The sequence below is a fragment of the Pseudomonas sp. LjRoot277 genome (assembly GCF_964253845.1).
Classification (GTDB): Bacteria; Pseudomonadota; Gammaproteobacteria; order Pseudomonadales; family Pseudomonadaceae; genus Aquipseudomonas.
The window spans coordinates 184982-201459 of record NZ_CAXURI020000001.1 but is presented as its reverse complement, the minus strand read 5'-3'; the positions used below and the strand labels follow the sequence as shown (position 1 = coordinate 201459).

The following is a 16478-nucleotide window of genomic DNA, read 5'->3' as shown; positions in this document are numbered from 1 at the left end:
GGCTTGCTCGCGAATGGCTTCACGCTAATTTCTGGGCCAGCACTGCGATGTGCTCCGGCCCGATCCCGCAGCAACCGCCCAAATGACTGGCGCCGCGTTTTTTCCAATCCGCCGCCCACTGCAAGTAACCCGGCGGATCAAGGTCTTCACGCAACGGGTCCAGACCGTCATTGGCCGTGGCCTCTTTCGGTTGCGGCGGGAAGGCATTGGCGTACGCACCGATGTGAATCTTCACCCCTAAACGCTCGAAGGTTTCCCGCGCGGCATCAATCGCGGCACCGATCACTTCCGGCTGGCTGCAGTTGAACAGCAACGTCTTGACGCCCAGCTCAGCCGCCACGGCTGCGGCGTCAGCCACAGGCTCGCCCGAACGCAAGCGCGGCACTTCGTCCGTGTCCTCATCCTTCAGGGTAAACGACAGCCAGAACGGCTTGCCGTCCGTTGGCAGACCGGCATGGATCGCTCGCGCTTCAACGATCGAACTCTGGGTTTCTGCCAGCCACAGATCGACATGAGGTGCCAGACCCTTCACCAGTGGCGCCAACAATTCAGTCGCCCGAGCAGCGTCGAAAAGGTCCGGACGATAGGACCCAAACAGCGGCGGCAATGAACCGGCCACACGCACCGCTTTGCCCGAAGCCTCTACAGCGCGCCGAGCCAGTTCACCGGCCAACGCCGCGAGCGCCTGCCCTTCTGCTGCAAAACGCTCTTCGCCAATATGAAACGGCACCACCGCATAACTGTTGCTGGTGATCACGTTCGCACCGCTTTCGATATAAGCCGTGTGCACCGCCTCTACCGCTTGCGGCGCTTCGCTCAAGGCCAGCGCCGACCACTCGGGCTGCCTGAACGGCGCACCTCGGCGTTGCAGCTCGCGACCCATGCCGCCATCCAGAATTACTGTGCTTGCTGCACCCATATGCTTTTCACTCATAAGCTTATGAAAATAACTCACTATCAGAGTCGTTCTTATAACTATTTAATACGCACCATCCGGTTAATAACAACCTCTTTTTTATCAGGGATCGACTGTGAAATTCCAACCACTCCTGGCCCTCGGCCTGACGATTCTCGCTGCCTCCACCCAAGCCTTTGGCGGCGCCACGCTGGATCGCGTCGAAAAAAAGAAAGAGCTCGTGGGCGTGTTGATGGAAAGCTATCCACCCTTCTCGTTCCTCAATGATCAGAACCAGCTCGATGGATTCGACGTCGACGTGGCCAAGGCCGTGGCAGACAAACTGGGCGTCAAACTGCGCCTCGAAACCCCGTCCTGGGACGTGATCGCTGCCGGCCGCTGGAGTGGTCGCTACGACATCTGCATCTGCTCCATGACCCCGAGCAAGGCCCGCGCAGAGGTCTTCGACTTCCCGGTCGAGTACTACGCCTCGCCAGCCGTGATCGTGGTCAACGCCAAGGACGACAGCATCCACAGTGCCAAAGACCTGAGTGGCAAGAAAGTCGGCCTCACCAGCGCCTCCAGCTATGAAAGCTACCTGAACAAAAACCTGGTGATCGAGGGCGCCGAAGACACCCAGCTGCAGTACCCGTTCGAGGACGTGCAGATCGCGCCGTATGACACCGACAATGTCGCCTTTCAGGACCTCGGCCTGGGTGCTGGCGTGCGGCTGGACGCGATCCTCACCAACCTTGTCACCGCCCAACCGCGCCTGACCGAAGACAAACGCTTCAAGCTCGCCGGCGAGCCGCTGTACTCGGAGCCGAACTCGGTGGCCATTGAAAAAGGCGATGCCCAGTGGGACGCCAAAGTGCGTGACGTCTTCGCTCAGCTCAAACAGGACGGCACCCTGAGCAAGCTCTCGCAGAAATGGATCGGCGCCGACATCAGCAAATGACTTCTTTCCCCAAACCTCCTCAGCCGCCACAACCGGTGGCTGAGTCGCTATTGCAACGGATCTTCGGTTTCCGCACGCGGCTGTACCTGACGTGGGCAGCGATGCTCGGGTTGTTCGCCAGCTTCTTCCTGAGCTTCGACCTGAAGTTCTCGATCATCCTCGACAAACTGCCGAACCTGATCGGTCTGCACTTGGCACCCAACGGCTTTTTGCAGGGTGCGGCGCTGACGTTGTTCTTGTGCCTGTGCTCGATCGTGACCTCCTCGCTGCTGGGCTTCATCACCGCCCTGGCGCGGCTGTCGAAAAGCGCAGTGGCCTTCGGAATCGCAAGCTTCTATGCCTCATTCTTTCGTGGCACACCGCTGCTGATCCAGATCCTGCTGATCTACCTCGGCCTGCCACAACTCGGCATCGTTCCCGGCGCCATCGCCGCCGGCATCATCGCCCTGTCGCTCAACTACGGCGCGTACCTTAGCGAAATCTTCCGCGCCGGCATCCTCGGCGTCCCCCACGGCCAACGCGAAGCGTCCCTGGCCCTGGGCATGCGCGAAACCGTGATCTTCTGGCGCGTCACCCTGCCCCAGGCCATGCGCACCATCATCCCGCCAACCACCAACCAATTCATCTCGATGCTCAAAGACTCGTCGCTGATCTCGGTGATGGGGGTTTGGGAGGTGATGTTTCTGGCGCAATCGTATGGACGGTCGAGCTATCGCTACATCGAAATGCTGACGACGGCGGCGGTGATTTATTGGGTGATGTCGATCGGGTTGGAGCTGATTCAGGCGAGGATGGAGCGGCATTATGGGAAGGCGTATTTGAGCCGTAGTTAGCGAAAGGCAGATGAGTTTCCGAGTTGCGATAGCCGACCATGTCTCGATTTGTTGTAAGAAAAAGCGTCAGCCCGAACGGGTAAAAACAACCTTCCTCATTAGGCTGGCAATTTTCTACACAACCTTCTGACAACCCCCGCAAGCCTGCGGGAAGCAGCTGACATCGGTACCTATAGCCTCTCTCTTAGAGTTTGGCCTCCTGTCAAAAGAGGCCGTACTCGATGCCCGTTCAACACAAATACCGTCCAAAACACCTGGCGCTGGCCATTGCGCTTGCGCTGGGTTGCGCTGAAATTTCGCTTGCCCAGCAAGTATCCATCGATGACACCATTCCTTCGGGTGCAACGCCGGAGCAGCTCATAGCGGCGCTGGACGCATTTATAAATGATCCAGACACCCTCAAGAATCCCATCAACAGAGCAGCGGATGGTACTGATCGGACATTCGGCGATGGAGATGATCTGGTCATTGTGTCCGGCCGCGGCGTCCTTTCCGGATTTATCGACGGCGGTGACGGTGTCAACTTCCTGCAACTCGATACCGCGAGCGGTGGCACGTTAGGCGAGAGTCGTCGTTTTGAAGGACTGGAGCTCAAACGAAGCACTTGGACCATGAATAGTTCCGGTGATTTCAATACCGGTGTCTTGATACGTCCAAAAGCAACGCTAATAAATAATGGACATATCCAGGGTGGGGCGTTGACCCAAGGAACGCTTGTCAACAACGGAGAGATTGGCGGCGGAGCGACCGTGCAATCAGGAGGTTTCCTGAACAACCCAGGAACTATCGAAGGTGACGTCGTCATCAATGAAAAAGGTGCTTTCGCGGGCAACGGTATAACGGGTTCCCTGAGGGTAAACGGAAAGCTTTCTGTCGACAGTTTGCACGGCGCACCGAAAGTTAAAGGTAACTTGGATCTCTCAAAAACTGCCGAGCTAACCTACGAGGTCAATGCCGACCGCAAAAGTGAAACGATAATAGTCGATGGCACCGCCAGCCTTGGCGGCGCCACACTGAACATCGTTGCAGCACCGGGTGAATACCCGCTAATCAGCGAAAAAAACATCCTTATTGCCAATAAAGTCGAAGGGGAATTTGGAAAAGTCCTCAACAACCTTGCCTTTTTAACGCCCAAGCTCAAATACGAAGAAAAGACTGTCGACCTGATCTTCGTCCGTAACGATGTGACGATCGAGAGTGTCGCAACCACGGATAACGGGAAGGAAGTAGCCCAAAGCATTGAAGAGCCAATGGACATAGCACAAGCCCCCTCCGTCGCTGAAACTCCGAATCCACCTGCAAGTGCCGACACATCCGTTCCGGTCTCCACACCGACAACCACCGCTGAAAAACCTTCGACAGCCGCAATACCACCTACCACCGACCAGCCCGTCACAGCCTCAACTCCACCCCCAGCGACCAATTCCGTCGCCACAGTGCCAAAGGCATCCAGCCCCACAAACGCTGCTGTCGCAGTCCTGCTCAGCGCTGACATACAAACGGCATCTGTTGCCATCGAACAGCTGGCTGGCGGCCAGAACGCCAACCTTGCGAAAGCGACCCTGAACAGTGACAGCCCAATCAGCGCGACCATGCTCTCGGCGATGCGTCAGCTGGACAGCGCCAGTAGCTACAGCAAATCCACCAGGCGCAATGCACCACGCCTGGCCGCCGGCAGCGAAGACAATGGCCGAGTCTGGCTTCAAGCATTGGGTCACGGCGGGACGCTGGATCGCGATTACGACGCTCTGAAACACACAACCCACGGCCTGGTACTGGGAGCGGATTGGGGCATCGAGGAGGACTGGCGCATCGGGGTGATGAGCGGCAAATCCGAAACGCGCCTGGACAGCCGCGGACTCGACGGCGATCTCGACAGCTGGCATTTGGGAGCTTATGCCCTACGTCAAAACGGACCAATGTCCCTGCGCCTGGGCGCGACCTATAGCAGCCACGACGGCAGCACTAAACGCCGGGTTGCCTTCAAAGGTTTCAGCGACCGCCCCGAAGGCCGTTACGATGCCAACACCCAGCAGGCCTTTGCGGAATTGGGTTACAACCTGGGACGGGCGAACGTCAGCATCGAGCCGTTTGCCAGCCTGGGCTACCAACGTTATCAGCGCGACACTTACACAGAAAAAGGTGGCGCCGCGGCACTGAAGGTACACGGTCAAACGCAGAACAATTTGAACAGCGCATTCGGCCTGCGGCTGGCGAAGCTCAACACGCTGGATAACGGCATGCAACTGACGCCGCGGTTCAGTGCCGGCTGGAAACACACTTACGGGGACGTCTATAGCGATACCCGCCAACGATTGGTGACGGGCGGAAAAAACTTCACCGTTTCCGGCGCGCCGCTGGATCGTGACAGTCTGCGGGTCGATGCAGGGCTGGACCTTGGATTGTCAGCAAAACACACCCTGGGAGTCGGCCTCACTGGCGAGATCGGCACCGACAGCCGAAACCACGGCGTCACGGGTCAGTGGCGAATGAGTTTCTAACAGCCACAAACCCGGGGCGAAAAAAAAGGGGAGCACATGCCCCCCCGAGGTTAAAAGCGGTGTATCGAGGCTGTTAACTCAGCCTTCGATCTCGATCAGGATTTCGCCCGGGTTCACCCGGTCGCCCTTGGCCACGTGGATGGCGGTGACTTTGCCGGCGATGGCCGCCTGCACTTCGGTTTCCATCTTCATCGCTTCGGTGATCAGCACGGCCTGGCCGGCTTTCACGGTGTCGCCTTCCTTGACCAGCACGTCGACGATGTTGCCCGGCATGGTGGTGCTGACGTGGCCCGGTGCAGTGGCTTGCTTGCGCTTGCTGCTGCCGCCGCTGACGAATTCGTTGAGCGGTTCGAACACCACTTCTTCCGGCATGCCGTCGATAGACAGGTAGAAGTGACGCTTGCCTTCAGCCTTGACGCCGACACCGGTGATGTCGACGCGGTAGGTTTCGCCGTGGACGTCGATGACGAACTCGGTCGGCACGCCTTCGCCACCGGCCGAGGTCACACCGCCGGCTTCAGGAATCGGCAGCAGCACTTCTGGAGTCAGGGTGCCGGCAGCGCGTTCTTCGAGGAACTTGCGACCGATGTCCGGGAACATGGCGTAGGTCAGCACGTCTTCTTCAGACTTGGCCACGGTGCCGATTTCGGCACGCAGTTTGGTCATCTCCGGCTTGAGCAGGTCAGCCGGACGCACGTCGATCACTTCTTCGCTGCCGATGGCCTGGCGACGCAGTTTTTCGTTCACGGTGCCCGGCGCTTTGCCATAGCCGCCTTGCAGGTAAAGCTTCACTTCGTTGGTGATGGTCTTGTAGCGCTCGCCGGCCAGCACGTTGAAGAACGCCTGGGTGCCGACGATCTGCGAGGTCGGGGTCACCAGCGGCGGAAAGCCAAGGTCTTCACGAACGCGCGGGATTTCGGCCAGCACTTCGCTCATGCGGTTCAGGGCGCCCTGCTCTTTCAACTGGTTGGCCAGGTTGGAAATCATCCCGCCCGGTACCTGGTTGACTTGAACGCGGGTGTCGACGGCGGTGAACTCGCTTTCGAACTGGTGGTACTTTTTGCGCACGGCGTAGAAGTACAGACCGATCTCTTGCAGCAGTTCCAGGTTCAGGCCGGTGTCGAACTCGCTGCCTTTAAGGGCGGCGACCATCGATTCGGTGCCCGGGTGGCTGGTGCCCCAGGCGAAGCTGGAGATCGCGGTGTCGATGTGGTCGGCCCCGTTTTCGATGGCCTTCATTTGGCACATCGCGGCCAGACCAGCGGTGTCGTGCGAGTGAATGAACACTGGCAGCGATTGCTCGGATTTCAACGCCTTGACCAGTTCGCCAGTGGCGTACGGAGTCAGCAGGCCGGCCATGTCCTTGATCGCCACCGAGTCGCAACCCATGGCTTCCATCTGCTTGGCTTGCGCCACGAATGCCTCGATGGTGTGCACCGGGCTGGTGGTGTAGGCGATGGTGCCTTGAGCGTGTTTGCCGGCGGCTTTCACCGCTTCGATGGCGACTCGCAGGTTACGTACGTCGTTCATGGCGTCGAAGATGCGGAACACATCGATGCCATTGACCGCGGCCTTGGCGACGAAGGCTTTGACCACGTCGTCGCTGTAGTGGCGGTAACCCAGCAGGTTCTGGCCACGCAGGAGCATTTGCAGGCGAGTGTTAGGCAGCGCCGCGCGCAGTTGACGCAAGCGCTCCCACGGATCTTCTTTCAGAAAGCGTACGCAGGCGTCGAAGGTCGCGCCGCCCCAGCATTCCAGCGACCAGTAGCCGACTTTGTCGAGCTTGTCGCAGATCGGCAGCATGTCTTCGGTGCGCATGCGGGTCGCGAGCAGCGATTGGTGGGCGTCGCGCAGGATTGTGTCGGTAACGTAGATTTGTTTGCTCATTGTTCTATTCCTCACAGGCCTGCGTGGGCGGCGATGGCGGCGGCGATGGCCAGGGCCAGCTCTTCGGGTTTGCGCTTGATCGAGTAGTTGGTCAGTTCAGGGTGGCTTTCAACGAAGCTGGTGTTGAACTGACCGCTACGGAATTCCGGATTACGCAGGATTTCCTGGTAGTACGCGGCGGTGGTCTTGACCCCTTGCAGACGCATGTCGTCCAAGGCGCGCAAGCCACGGTCCATCGCCTCTTCCCACGTCAGCGCCCAGACCACCAGTTTCAGGCACATGGAGTCGTAGAACGGCGGAATGGTGTAACCGGTGTAAATCGCCGTGTCAGTGCGCACGCCGGGGCCGCCGGGTGCGTAGTAACGGGTGATTTTGCCAAAGCTCGGCAGGAAGTTGTTTTTCGGGTCTTCGGCGTTGATCCGGAATTGCAGCGCGAAACCGCGGTGCTGGATATCTTCCTGTTTCACCGAAAGCGGGAGGCCTGACGCGATGCGAATCTGCTCGCGAACGATGTCGATGCCGGTGATTTCTTCGGTGATGGTGTGTTCCACCTGCACCCGGGTGTTCATCTCCATGAAGTACACCTCGCCCTCGGCGAGCAGGAACTCCACGGTACCGGCGTTCTCGTAACCCACGGCCTTGGCTGCGCGCACCGACAGGTCGCCGATGTAGGCGCGCTGTTCAGGGGTCAGTTGCGGGCTCGGGGCGATCTCGATGAGCTTCTGGTTGCGACGCTGGATCGAACAATCACGCTCGAACAGGTGCACCACGTTGCCAAAGCTGTCGCCGAGGATCTGCGCTTCGATGTGTTTCGGATTGACGATGCATTTTTCCAGGAACACTTCCGCCGAACCAAAGGCCTTGGTGGCTTCGGAAATGACCCGCGGGAATGCTTGTTCAAGTTCTTCCCGGCTGTCGCAGCGACGGATACCACGGCCACCACCACCGGAAGTCGCCTTGAGCATCACTGGATAGCCGATGCGGTCGCCTTCGATCAAAGCTTCCGCGATATCCGCGACGTTGCCTTCGGTCCCCGGGGTGACGGGTACGCCAGCCTTGATCATGCTGCGACGGGCTTCAGTCTTGTCGCCCATGCGGCGAATCACTTCAGCCGATGGACCGATGAACTTGATGCCGCGCTCTGCGCAGATATCTGCCAGTTCAGCGTTTTCCGAGAGGAAACCGTAGCCGGGGTGCAGCGCATCGCAACCGGTTTCTACCGCCAGATTCACCAGCTTGCGCGCATTCAGGTAACCGGCCAGTGGCTCGGCACCAATGCTGTGGGCCTCGTCCGCGCGTTTCACATGCAACGCATGGCGGTCGGCGTCGGAATAGATCGCGACCGAGCGAATGCCCATCTCGGCGCAGGCACGCACGATTCGTACGGCAATCTCACCACGGTTGGCGATCAGGATCTTTTTTATCACTTGGAGGTTCCCTTGAGCCGGTGGTACCCACGACCTGCTAGACCAGGTCGACGCGTGACCAAATGTTTCGATTCAGTCGCAGCCCCACACTAGCCCCCACAAGGGATTAACAAAAATGAATAATAATTGGGTCAGGCATAAGCAAAGACTTATAGTTGACTCATCAGCCTGCGGTGAGAGCGCCTAAAAAATGCGTAAGTCCTTGATGCGTATGACATTGCGCCAATTACAGATCTTCAATGAAGTCTGTGATTTGCGGTCCTACAGCCGCGCAGCCGACGAAATGTCTCTCACACAACCTGCCGTGAGCCTACAGATTCGTCAACTTGAAGAGCTGATTGGTCAGCCTTTGTTCGATTACGTCGGCAAAAAGCTCTACATGACCGAGGCAGCCGAAGCCCTTCAACGCGCCAGCCGGGACATTTTCGGACGCCTGGAAAACCTCGACATGCAGCTTTCAGACATGCAGGGATCGCTGCAAGGACAGCTGAAACTGGCGGTGGAATCCAGCGCCAAGTATTTCGTGCCGCACCTGTTTGCCGCGTTCAAGCGCCAGCATCCGGAAGTGAACCTGCAACTGACGGTGGTCAATCGCGGGCAGGTCATTCGACGACTGTCGGACAACCGCGACGACCTGGTGATCATGTCCATGGTGCCGCAGGACATGGGGCTGGAGTTCTTGCCATTCCTCAACAACCCGATCGTTGCCGTGGCGCCACCGGATCATCCGCTGTGCCACATGGGCCCGCTGCGTTTGCAGGATCTTGAACCCTACACACTGCTGATGCGCGAATCCGGCTCCGGGACGCGGCTGGCTTGCGAAGAATATTTCAAAGAGAAGCGCGTGCACTTCAACCAGACCCAGGAAGTCTCGTCAGCCGAAGCCCAGCGTGAATGTGTGCTGGCGGGTCTGGGCGTGGCGCTGTTGACGCGTCACGCCCTCAACCTTGAGTTGGCGACCGGCGGATTGATCGAGTTGCCGGTCGAAGAGCTGCCGCTGTACCGCAGCTGGTGCCTGGTGCAAGCCAAGGCGAAACGACTGTCACCGGTGGCGCACGCGTTCCTTGCGTTTATTCGCAGCGAGCGTGTGCAGATCAGCGTGCTGGTTGAGCGTTTCGACGGGAAGTTGCCGGTGCCGCCTGCCAGTAGTTGAGCTCCAGCTCAGGGAAATCACCGATCTCGGCCAGCAGTTGGCGACGTTCGCAGCGATCTTCGATAGCGCGGCGAAATTCCATGCGGCGCTGGTCTTCCTGCTGACGACGGGTTCTGGTGGCGCTGTTGCGTTCTTCGTAGGGCTGGGCCATTTCGAGTCTCCCAAGGCGATTACGGGAGTTTCAAGATAGGCGCGCGGGATGACGGTTTGGCGGCGGGTGGGTTACAGGGATGTGAATGTTTGTTGAGCGCTGCCGTACCTGTGGCGAGGGAGCTTGCTCCCGCTGGGTCGCGAAGCGGCCCTAAGATTTTGCGACTGCTGCGCAGCCGAGCGGGAGCAAGCTCCCTCGCCACAATTCCAGCAGAATCAATCGTCCAGCGCTTTTACCGACTTGGGTGACAGCCGCAAGCTGCGCAGGCTGCGCTTGACGCTCTTGAGGTGATTGACCAGGCTCGGCCCGCGCGCCATGGCCACGCCCATCGCCAACACGTCGATCACCACCAGGTGGGCGATGCGCGAGGTCAGCGGCGTATAGATCTCGGTGTCTTCGTGCACGTCGATCGCCAGGTTGACGGTCGACAGTTCGGCCAACGGTGTCTGGCTCGGGCACAAGGTAATCAGCGAAGCGCCGCTTTCGCGCACCAGATTCGCGGTGATCAACAGGTCCTTGGAACGCCCGGACTGGGAAATACAGATCGCCACGTCGGTCGGTTTCAACGTGACCGCCGACATCGCCTGCATGTGCGGGTCGGAATACGCCGCCGCCGTCAGCAACAAACGGAAGAACTTGTGCTGGGCATCGGCCGCCACAGCACCCGAAGCACCAAAGCCATAGAACTCGACCCGCTGGGCCTGCGACATGAGCGACACAGCCCGCTGCAACTCCACCGGATCGAGCTTCTCACGAACCTCCATCAGGGTGTGCAGGGTGGTGTCGAAGATTTTCAGGCTGTAGTCAGCGACCGAGTCGTCTTCATGAATCGCGAACTGCCCGAAGCTCGCGCCGGCAGCCAGGCTCTGTGCCAGCTTCAGCTTCAAGTCCTGGAAACCGGAACAACCGATGGCGCGGCAGAACCGCACGATGGTCGGTTCGCTGATGCCCACGTTGTGGGCCAGGTCGGCCATGGAGCTGTGCATCACCGCCGCAGGATCAAGCAGCACGTGGTCGGCGACCTTGAGCTCCGACTTGCGTAAGAGGTGGCGTGACTGGGCGATGTGTTGCAGCAGATTCAAAGGGCTGGACTCTTTGTTATTGGCAGGTGCCGGGGATGTAGCACGCTTGTAGTTATACTACATGAATCGGCTTTTTGCCTGCTCAATGCGTAACTCGATGTCCCCATTTCACGCCACATGCGCTCCATGTAGCCCTTACAAGGGTTTCGCGTCCGCACGCAACAGCGCCGCCAGGCCATCGGCCTCGACCGGGCGGCTAATCAAATAGCCCTGCACTTCATCGCAGTGCTCTGCTTTCAAAAACTCCAACTGCTCTGCCCGCTCCACACCCTCAGCCACCACTTTGAGCGACAGGCCGTGCGCCATGGCAATGATTGCCCGGGTGATCGCCGCATCCTCGCTGCCCTCCCCCAGACCGCGGATAAACGCCTGATCTATCTTCACGTAATCCACGGGGATGCGCTTGAGGTAGCTCAAGGACGAATAACCCGTGCCGAAATCGTCAATCGCCAGTTTCACGCCCAGATCGCGCAATTGCTGGAAGGTCGAGATGATGTGCTCGACGCTGTCCAGCAACTGACTTTCGGTGAGTTCCAGCTCCAGGTAGTGCGGCGCCAGACCGGTTTCTTCCAGCACCTGACGCACCAGGCTGACCAGTTTGCCCTGACGCAATTGATGCACCGACAGATTGACCGACACCCGTATCGGTTCAAGCCCCTGACGCTGCCACTCACAGGCTTGCCAGCAAGCCTGACGCAGCACGAACTCGCCGATCGGGCCGATCAACCCGGTTTCCTCGGCCAGGCCGATGAAGTCCCCCGGCGGCACGCGGCCCATGGTCGGGTGATCCCAACGCACCAGCGCCTCGGCGGCATTCAACCGCCCCGTGGCGAGGCACAGTTTCGGTTGGTAAAACACCTTCAGCTGCTTCTCTTCGATGGCCTTACGCAGCTGATTTTCCAGCTGCAAGCGCTCCAGCGTGCTGGCTTGCAGGCTGTCGGTGTAGAACTGGAAGTTATTTCCGCCCAGATGCTTGGCGTGCTGCATGGCCATATTTGACTGATGGACCAGCGCGGAAATTTCTCGCGCGTTGTCCGGCAACATACTGATGCCCATGGACGCGCTAACCACCAGTTCATGGCCCTCGACAGTGATCGGCAAACGCAGCTTGGTCGACAGTCGGGTCGCCACCCGCGCCAGGCTCGACAGGTTGCCGTAGGCATTGAACAACACGGCAAACTCATCGCCGGATAAGCGAGCGATGGTGTCCGCTTCAGGCAACGCATTGACCAGCCGCCGAGCCATTTTCTGCAAGAGCTGGTCGGCGATTTCATGGCCAAGGCTGTCATTGAGCAGCTTGAAGCGATCCAGATTGATGTGCAGCAACGCCAGACTGCGGTAGCCGCCCTGGCGCACCCGCTGATGAGCTTCGCTTAGCCGTTCGCGGAATAGAGAACGGTTGGCCAGGCCCGTTAATTCGTCGTAATGCGCCAGGTAACGCATGCGCTCTTCAGATTCGCGCCGTGCCGACAGATCGGCGAAGAAGCCTACAATATGGCTCACATTTCCCCGAGCATCGCGCACAGCGTTCAGTTGCAACCATTGCGGATACAACTCGCCATTCTTGCGGGTTTCTACCAGCTCGCCCTGCCAACTGCCGTGCTGCTCCAGCGCCTGATGAATCGCCGTGTAGTGCCGGCGGGCATCCCGGCTGCACGGCAACTCGACCACGTTGCGTCCGATCATGTCTTCAATTTCATAGCCTGTGACTCGGCTGAAGGCCTGGTTGACCGCGATCAGCGCGTAATTCGGATCGAAAATCACGATGCCTTCGCTGGCGGCTTCGAACACCGTCGCGGCCAGTTGCCGTTGCTCCTCGAGAGCTTTGCTGTCGCTGATGTCGCGACGGGTACCGACCATACGGATCACCCGGCCATTTTCGCCGCGCTCAACCGCTCGACCTCGGTCCTCGATCCAGACCCAATGGCCATCGCCGTGGCGCACGCGGTACTCAATCTGATAATCCTCGCTGCGGCCCTTCAGATGCTCGACCAGCGCACGCTTGAGCGACGGCAAGTCATCGGGGTGCAGGCGCGGCTTGAGGTGGCGAAGCATCGCCGTCACGAATTCCGGCTCCAGGCCGAACAACTCCTGAAGATGGGTGTGATGGACTTCGTCGGTTTGCAGGTTCCAGTCCCACAACCCGAGTTCACTGGCCTTCAACGCCAGCGCCAGACGCGCTTCACTCTTGCTCAGGGCCTGATTGGCGGCGTCCAGCTCCAGGCTGCGCTGGGCAACACGGCTTTCCAGCTCGATCTGAATTTGCCGCAACTCGTCTTCGGCACGACGGCGCTGGTCGATTTCCTTGGCCAGCTTTTGATTGAGTTGGTCGCTGCAGCTTTGAGCCTGCTGCAAGTGCTCGATCAGTGCCTGATTCTGGAAGCGCCGCAACAGTCCGCTATCGATGAGCCGATTGACCTGCCAGGCGACCACACTCAATGCGCCCAGCAAAATCAGGCCGAACCAGCCCCAGCCCTGATCTTGCTCATCGCCGCCCCAGAACAGATAGCCGATGGCCGGTAACAGACAGGGCAAGGTAAAGGACAGGAACGCCGGCAGGCTGACCGCGTAGGCAACGCTGGCAGAAAGGGCTGCGGCACCAATCAGGCCGAACACCCAGGCTTGTTGCATGAAGTTATCGGCGGGTACTAGCGCAATGCCGGCGCCGGCCAAGGTCAGGCCGGTCATGGCCGAACCCAGCAAAAACATGCGGCGCCAGATCGGATGGGCCTGACGGTTGGGTATCGCCGAATCGAAGGCCGCGACTTGAATCACCCGCAACGCCACCAGCGACAACAGCCACACCAGCCAGACGCTGACCAGGAAGTAGCGCTGCGGACTCCAAAGCAAGCCAGCGCAGACCAGACCATTGATCAACATGAATAATGTGGGCAGCAATGAGCCCTGATAAAGCAGACGCGTGCGTTCGACCGCCATTTCCATGGCGTACTGTTTGCGGATAACCCGGGGCTCCACAACGGGGCCCGACAGGTCGGTGCTGAGGGTCATAGGCAATGTTCTTGTTCTTATAATGGTGAGCATGAGCCCGAAACGTCGACGGAGCATACACAAGCAAATGCCCGGACCAAACTGCTCCAGATCATAAAATCGACAAAAACTGCAGCCCCCCATACCCGCTGAAAAGCCTCGGAGCGAGCCCCGCCACCGCCTGTAGCCAGTGACCGACCGGTCGTCATCCGTGCTTCTTTCATCGGCTAATGCAAAGCTCGGTTTGCCCGGTGTGACGGCGCACCCTAGAATGCCCCGATGCGCGATGATCTCTCCCTTCTGCTGAACTCCCTCAACGATGCCCAACGCCAGGCCGTAGCTGCCCGCGTGGGTCGTCAGTTGGTCCTGGCCGGTGCTGGTTCCGGTAAAACCCGAGTGCTGGTGCACCGTATCGCCTGGTTGATCCAGGTCGAAAACGCCTCGCCCCACTCCATCCTGTCGGTGACCTTCACCAATAAGGCCGCTGCCGAGATGCGTCATCGCATCGAGCAGCTGATGGGTATCAACCCGGCCGGCATGTGGGTCGGCACCTTCCACGGCCTGGCGCACCGCTTGTTGCGGGCGCACTGGCAGGAAGCCGGCCTGAGCCAGACTTTCCAGATTCTCGACAGCGACGACCAGCAACGGCTGGTCAAGCGGGTGATCCGCGAGCTGGGCCTGGACGAGCAACGCTGGCCGGCCCGTCAGGCCCAGTGGTTCATCAACGGGCAGAAAGACGAAGGTCTGCGTCCGCAACACATTCAAGCCAGCGGCGATCTGTTTCTGGCAACCATGCGCAGCATTTATGAAGCCTATGAGGCTGCGTGCCTGCGCGCTGGCGTGATCGATTTCTCCGAACTGCTGCTGCGCGCCCTCGACTTGTGGCGCGATCACCCGGGCTTGCTGGCTCATTATCAGAAACGCTTCCGGCACATTTTGGTGGACGAGTTCCAGGACACCAACGCCGTGCAGTACGCCTGGTTGCGTCTGCTGGCCAAGGGCGGCGACAGCCTGATGGTGGTCGGCGACGACGATCAGTCGATCTATGGCTGGCGCGGCGCGAAAATCGAAAACATCTATCAGTATTCCGACGATTTTCCAGATGCCGAAACCATTCGTCTGGAGCAGAACTACCGCTCCACCGCCGGCATCCTCAAAGCGGCCAACGCCCTGATCGCCAATAACACCGGACGCATGGGCAAAGAGCTGTGGACCGACGGCGGCGAAGGCGAAGCGATCAACCTGTACGCCGCGTTCAACGAACACGATGAAGCACGTTACGTGGTGGAAACCATCGAAAGCGCGCTGAAAACCGGCTTGGCCCGCAGCGACATCGCGATTTTGTACCGCTCCAACGCCCAATCACGCGTTTTGGAAGAAGCCTTGCTGCGTGAGCGCATTCCGTACCGCATCTATGGCGGTCAGCGCTTCTTCGAACGGGCAGAAATCAAAAACGCCATGGCCTACCTGCGCTTGCTGGAAGGTCGCGGCAACGATGCAGCGCTGGAGCGGGTGATCAACGTTCCGGCCCGCGGTATCGGTGAGAAAACCGTAGAAGCGATCCGCGACCATGCCCGTCACAGCGATGTGTCGATGTGGGAAGCCATGCGCCTGCTGGTCGCCAATAAAGGCCTGACCGGTCGCGCTGCTGGCGCGCTCGGTGCCTTTATCGAGTTGATCGAGAACCTCGCCGCCAAGTGCATGGAAATGCCGCTGCATCTGATGACCCAGACCGTCATCGAGCAGTCGGGGCTGATCGCCTACCACGAAGCGGAAAAAGGCGAGAAAGGCCAAGCCAGGGTAGAAAACCTTGAGGAACTGGTCAGCGCCGCACGCAACTTCGAAAACGCTGAAGAAGACGAAGACCTGACGCCATTGGCGGCGTTCCTCGGTCATGCGTCGCTGGAAGCCGGGGACACTCAGGCTGACGAGCACGAAGACAGCATTCAGTTGATGACCTTGCACAGCGCCAAGGGTCTGGAATTCCCTTATGTGTTCCTGGTGGGCATGGAAGAAGGTCTGTTCCCGCACAAGATGAGCCTTGAAGAACCGGGTCGTCTTGAAGAGGAGCGCCGTTTGGCCTACGTCGGTATCACCCGGGCGATGCAGAATCTGGTGATGACCTATGCTGAAACCCGACGCCTGTACGGCAGCGAGACTTACAACAAGGTGTCGCGTTTCGTACGTGAAGTGCCGAAAGGCCTTATCCAGGAAGTGCGGCTGTCCAACAGCGTCAGCCGTCCGTTCGGCGGTGGCCAGCAGCAGAGCTCCAGCAGCCTGTTTGGCGGTAGCGAGATTCCGGACACCGGCTTCAGCCTCGGCCAGGCCGTACGGCATTCGGTGTTTGGCGACGGTGTGATCCTGAACTTCGAAGGTGCCGGGGCTCAGGCTCGGGTGCAGGTGAACTTCAGCGAAGGCAGCAAGTGGCTGATGCTGGGCTACGCGAAGCTGGAAGCTATTTAGTCAGGCCTGATCGTTCCCACGCTCTGCGTGGGAATGCATCCCGTGACGCTCCGCGTCACAGTGGACGCAGAGCGTCCATGGCGGCGTTACCACGCAGAGCGTGGGAACGATCTATCCGCGCTGCGCCCGTTGCGGGCATT

Annotated in this window: 11 protein-coding genes; 5 read left to right on the top strand and 6 right to left on the bottom strand. The window is 59.4% G+C overall.

The window, feature by feature from the left end:
- Positions 1 to 19: 19 nt before the first annotated feature.
- The gene (locus ACSQ87_RS00950) at positions 20 to 919 is read right to left on the bottom strand and encodes a homocysteine S-methyltransferase family protein (RefSeq protein WP_436273183.1); all 900 of its coding nucleotides are present in this window, start codon (positions 917 to 919) and stop codon (positions 20 to 22) included.
- Positions 920 to 1031: 112 nt separating this feature from the next.
- Between ACSQ87_RS00950 and ACSQ87_RS00945 the strand changes: the two genes are divergently transcribed.
- The 3 genes from ACSQ87_RS00945 (at position 1032) to ACSQ87_RS00935 (ending at position 5187) form a co-directional block, all read left to right on the top strand.
- Positions 1032 to 1853: an ABC transporter substrate-binding protein gene (locus ACSQ87_RS00945; protein WP_033059249.1), complete on the top strand. Its 822-nt coding sequence runs from the start codon at positions 1032 to 1034 to the stop codon at positions 1851 to 1853.
- On the top strand, positions 1850 to 2686 hold the full coding sequence (locus ACSQ87_RS00940; RefSeq protein WP_046044976.1) for an amino acid ABC transporter permease: 837 nt from the start codon (positions 1850 to 1852) through the stop codon (positions 2684 to 2686). Before ACSQ87_RS00945 ends, ACSQ87_RS00940 begins: the two co-directional genes overlap by 4 nt.
- 221 nt (positions 2687 to 2907) lie before the next feature.
- Complete coding sequence (locus ACSQ87_RS00935) at positions 2908 to 5187, top strand: autotransporter outer membrane beta-barrel domain-containing protein (protein ID WP_436273182.1); 2280 nt, start codon at positions 2908 to 2910, stop codon at positions 5185 to 5187.
- 78 nt (positions 5188 to 5265) lie between these two features.
- Here ACSQ87_RS00935 and oadA read toward each other — a convergent pair whose 3' ends face one another.
- Complete coding sequence (oadA, locus tag ACSQ87_RS00930) at positions 5266 to 7074, bottom strand: sodium-extruding oxaloacetate decarboxylase subunit alpha (RefSeq protein WP_223431316.1); 1809 nt, start codon at positions 7072 to 7074, stop codon at positions 5266 to 5268.
- Between the two features lie 11 nt (positions 7075 to 7085).
- Positions 7086 to 8501: an acetyl-CoA carboxylase biotin carboxylase subunit gene (locus ACSQ87_RS00925; RefSeq protein ID WP_008156643.1), complete on the bottom strand. Its 1416-nt coding sequence runs from the start codon at positions 8499 to 8501 to the stop codon at positions 7086 to 7088.
- A 190-nt stretch (positions 8502 to 8691) separates the two neighbouring features.
- Between ACSQ87_RS00925 and ACSQ87_RS00920 the strand changes: the two genes are divergently transcribed.
- The gene (locus ACSQ87_RS00920; protein WP_046044972.1) at positions 8692 to 9654 is read left to right on the top strand and encodes a LysR family transcriptional regulator; all 963 of its coding nucleotides are present in this window, start codon (positions 8692 to 8694) and stop codon (positions 9652 to 9654) included.
- Here ACSQ87_RS00920 and ACSQ87_RS00915 read toward each other — a convergent pair.
- The 3 genes from ACSQ87_RS00915 to ACSQ87_RS00905 all read right to left on the bottom strand — a co-directional run bounded on the left by ACSQ87_RS00915 (position 9596) and on the right by ACSQ87_RS00905 (position 13896).
- Positions 9596 to 9805: a PA3496 family putative envelope integrity protein gene (locus ACSQ87_RS00915; RefSeq protein ID WP_223431317.1), complete on the bottom strand. Its 210-nt coding sequence runs from the start codon at positions 9803 to 9805 to the stop codon at positions 9596 to 9598. The two genes, ACSQ87_RS00920 and ACSQ87_RS00915, sit on opposite strands and share 59 nt — an antisense overlap.
- A 215-nt stretch (positions 9806 to 10020) precedes the next feature.
- Positions 10021 to 10887, bottom strand: coding sequence for a transcriptional regulator HexR (gene hexR / locus ACSQ87_RS00910; RefSeq protein WP_008156648.1), 867 nt, complete (start codon positions 10885 to 10887; stop codon positions 10021 to 10023).
- A 135-nt stretch (positions 10888 to 11022) separates the two neighbouring features.
- Positions 11023 to 13896, bottom strand: a complete 2874-nt coding sequence (locus tag ACSQ87_RS00905) for an EAL domain-containing protein (protein ID WP_436273181.1) — start codon at positions 13894 to 13896, stop codon at positions 11023 to 11025.
- 258 nt (positions 13897 to 14154) lie between these two features.
- On the opposite strand from ACSQ87_RS00905, the gene uvrD reads away from it, so the two are divergent.
- A complete protein-coding gene (gene uvrD, locus ACSQ87_RS00900; RefSeq protein ID WP_056738578.1) occupies positions 14155 to 16338 on the top strand; it encodes a DNA helicase II in 2184 nt (727 codons plus the stop codon).
- Positions 16339 to 16478: the final 140 nt, after the last annotated feature.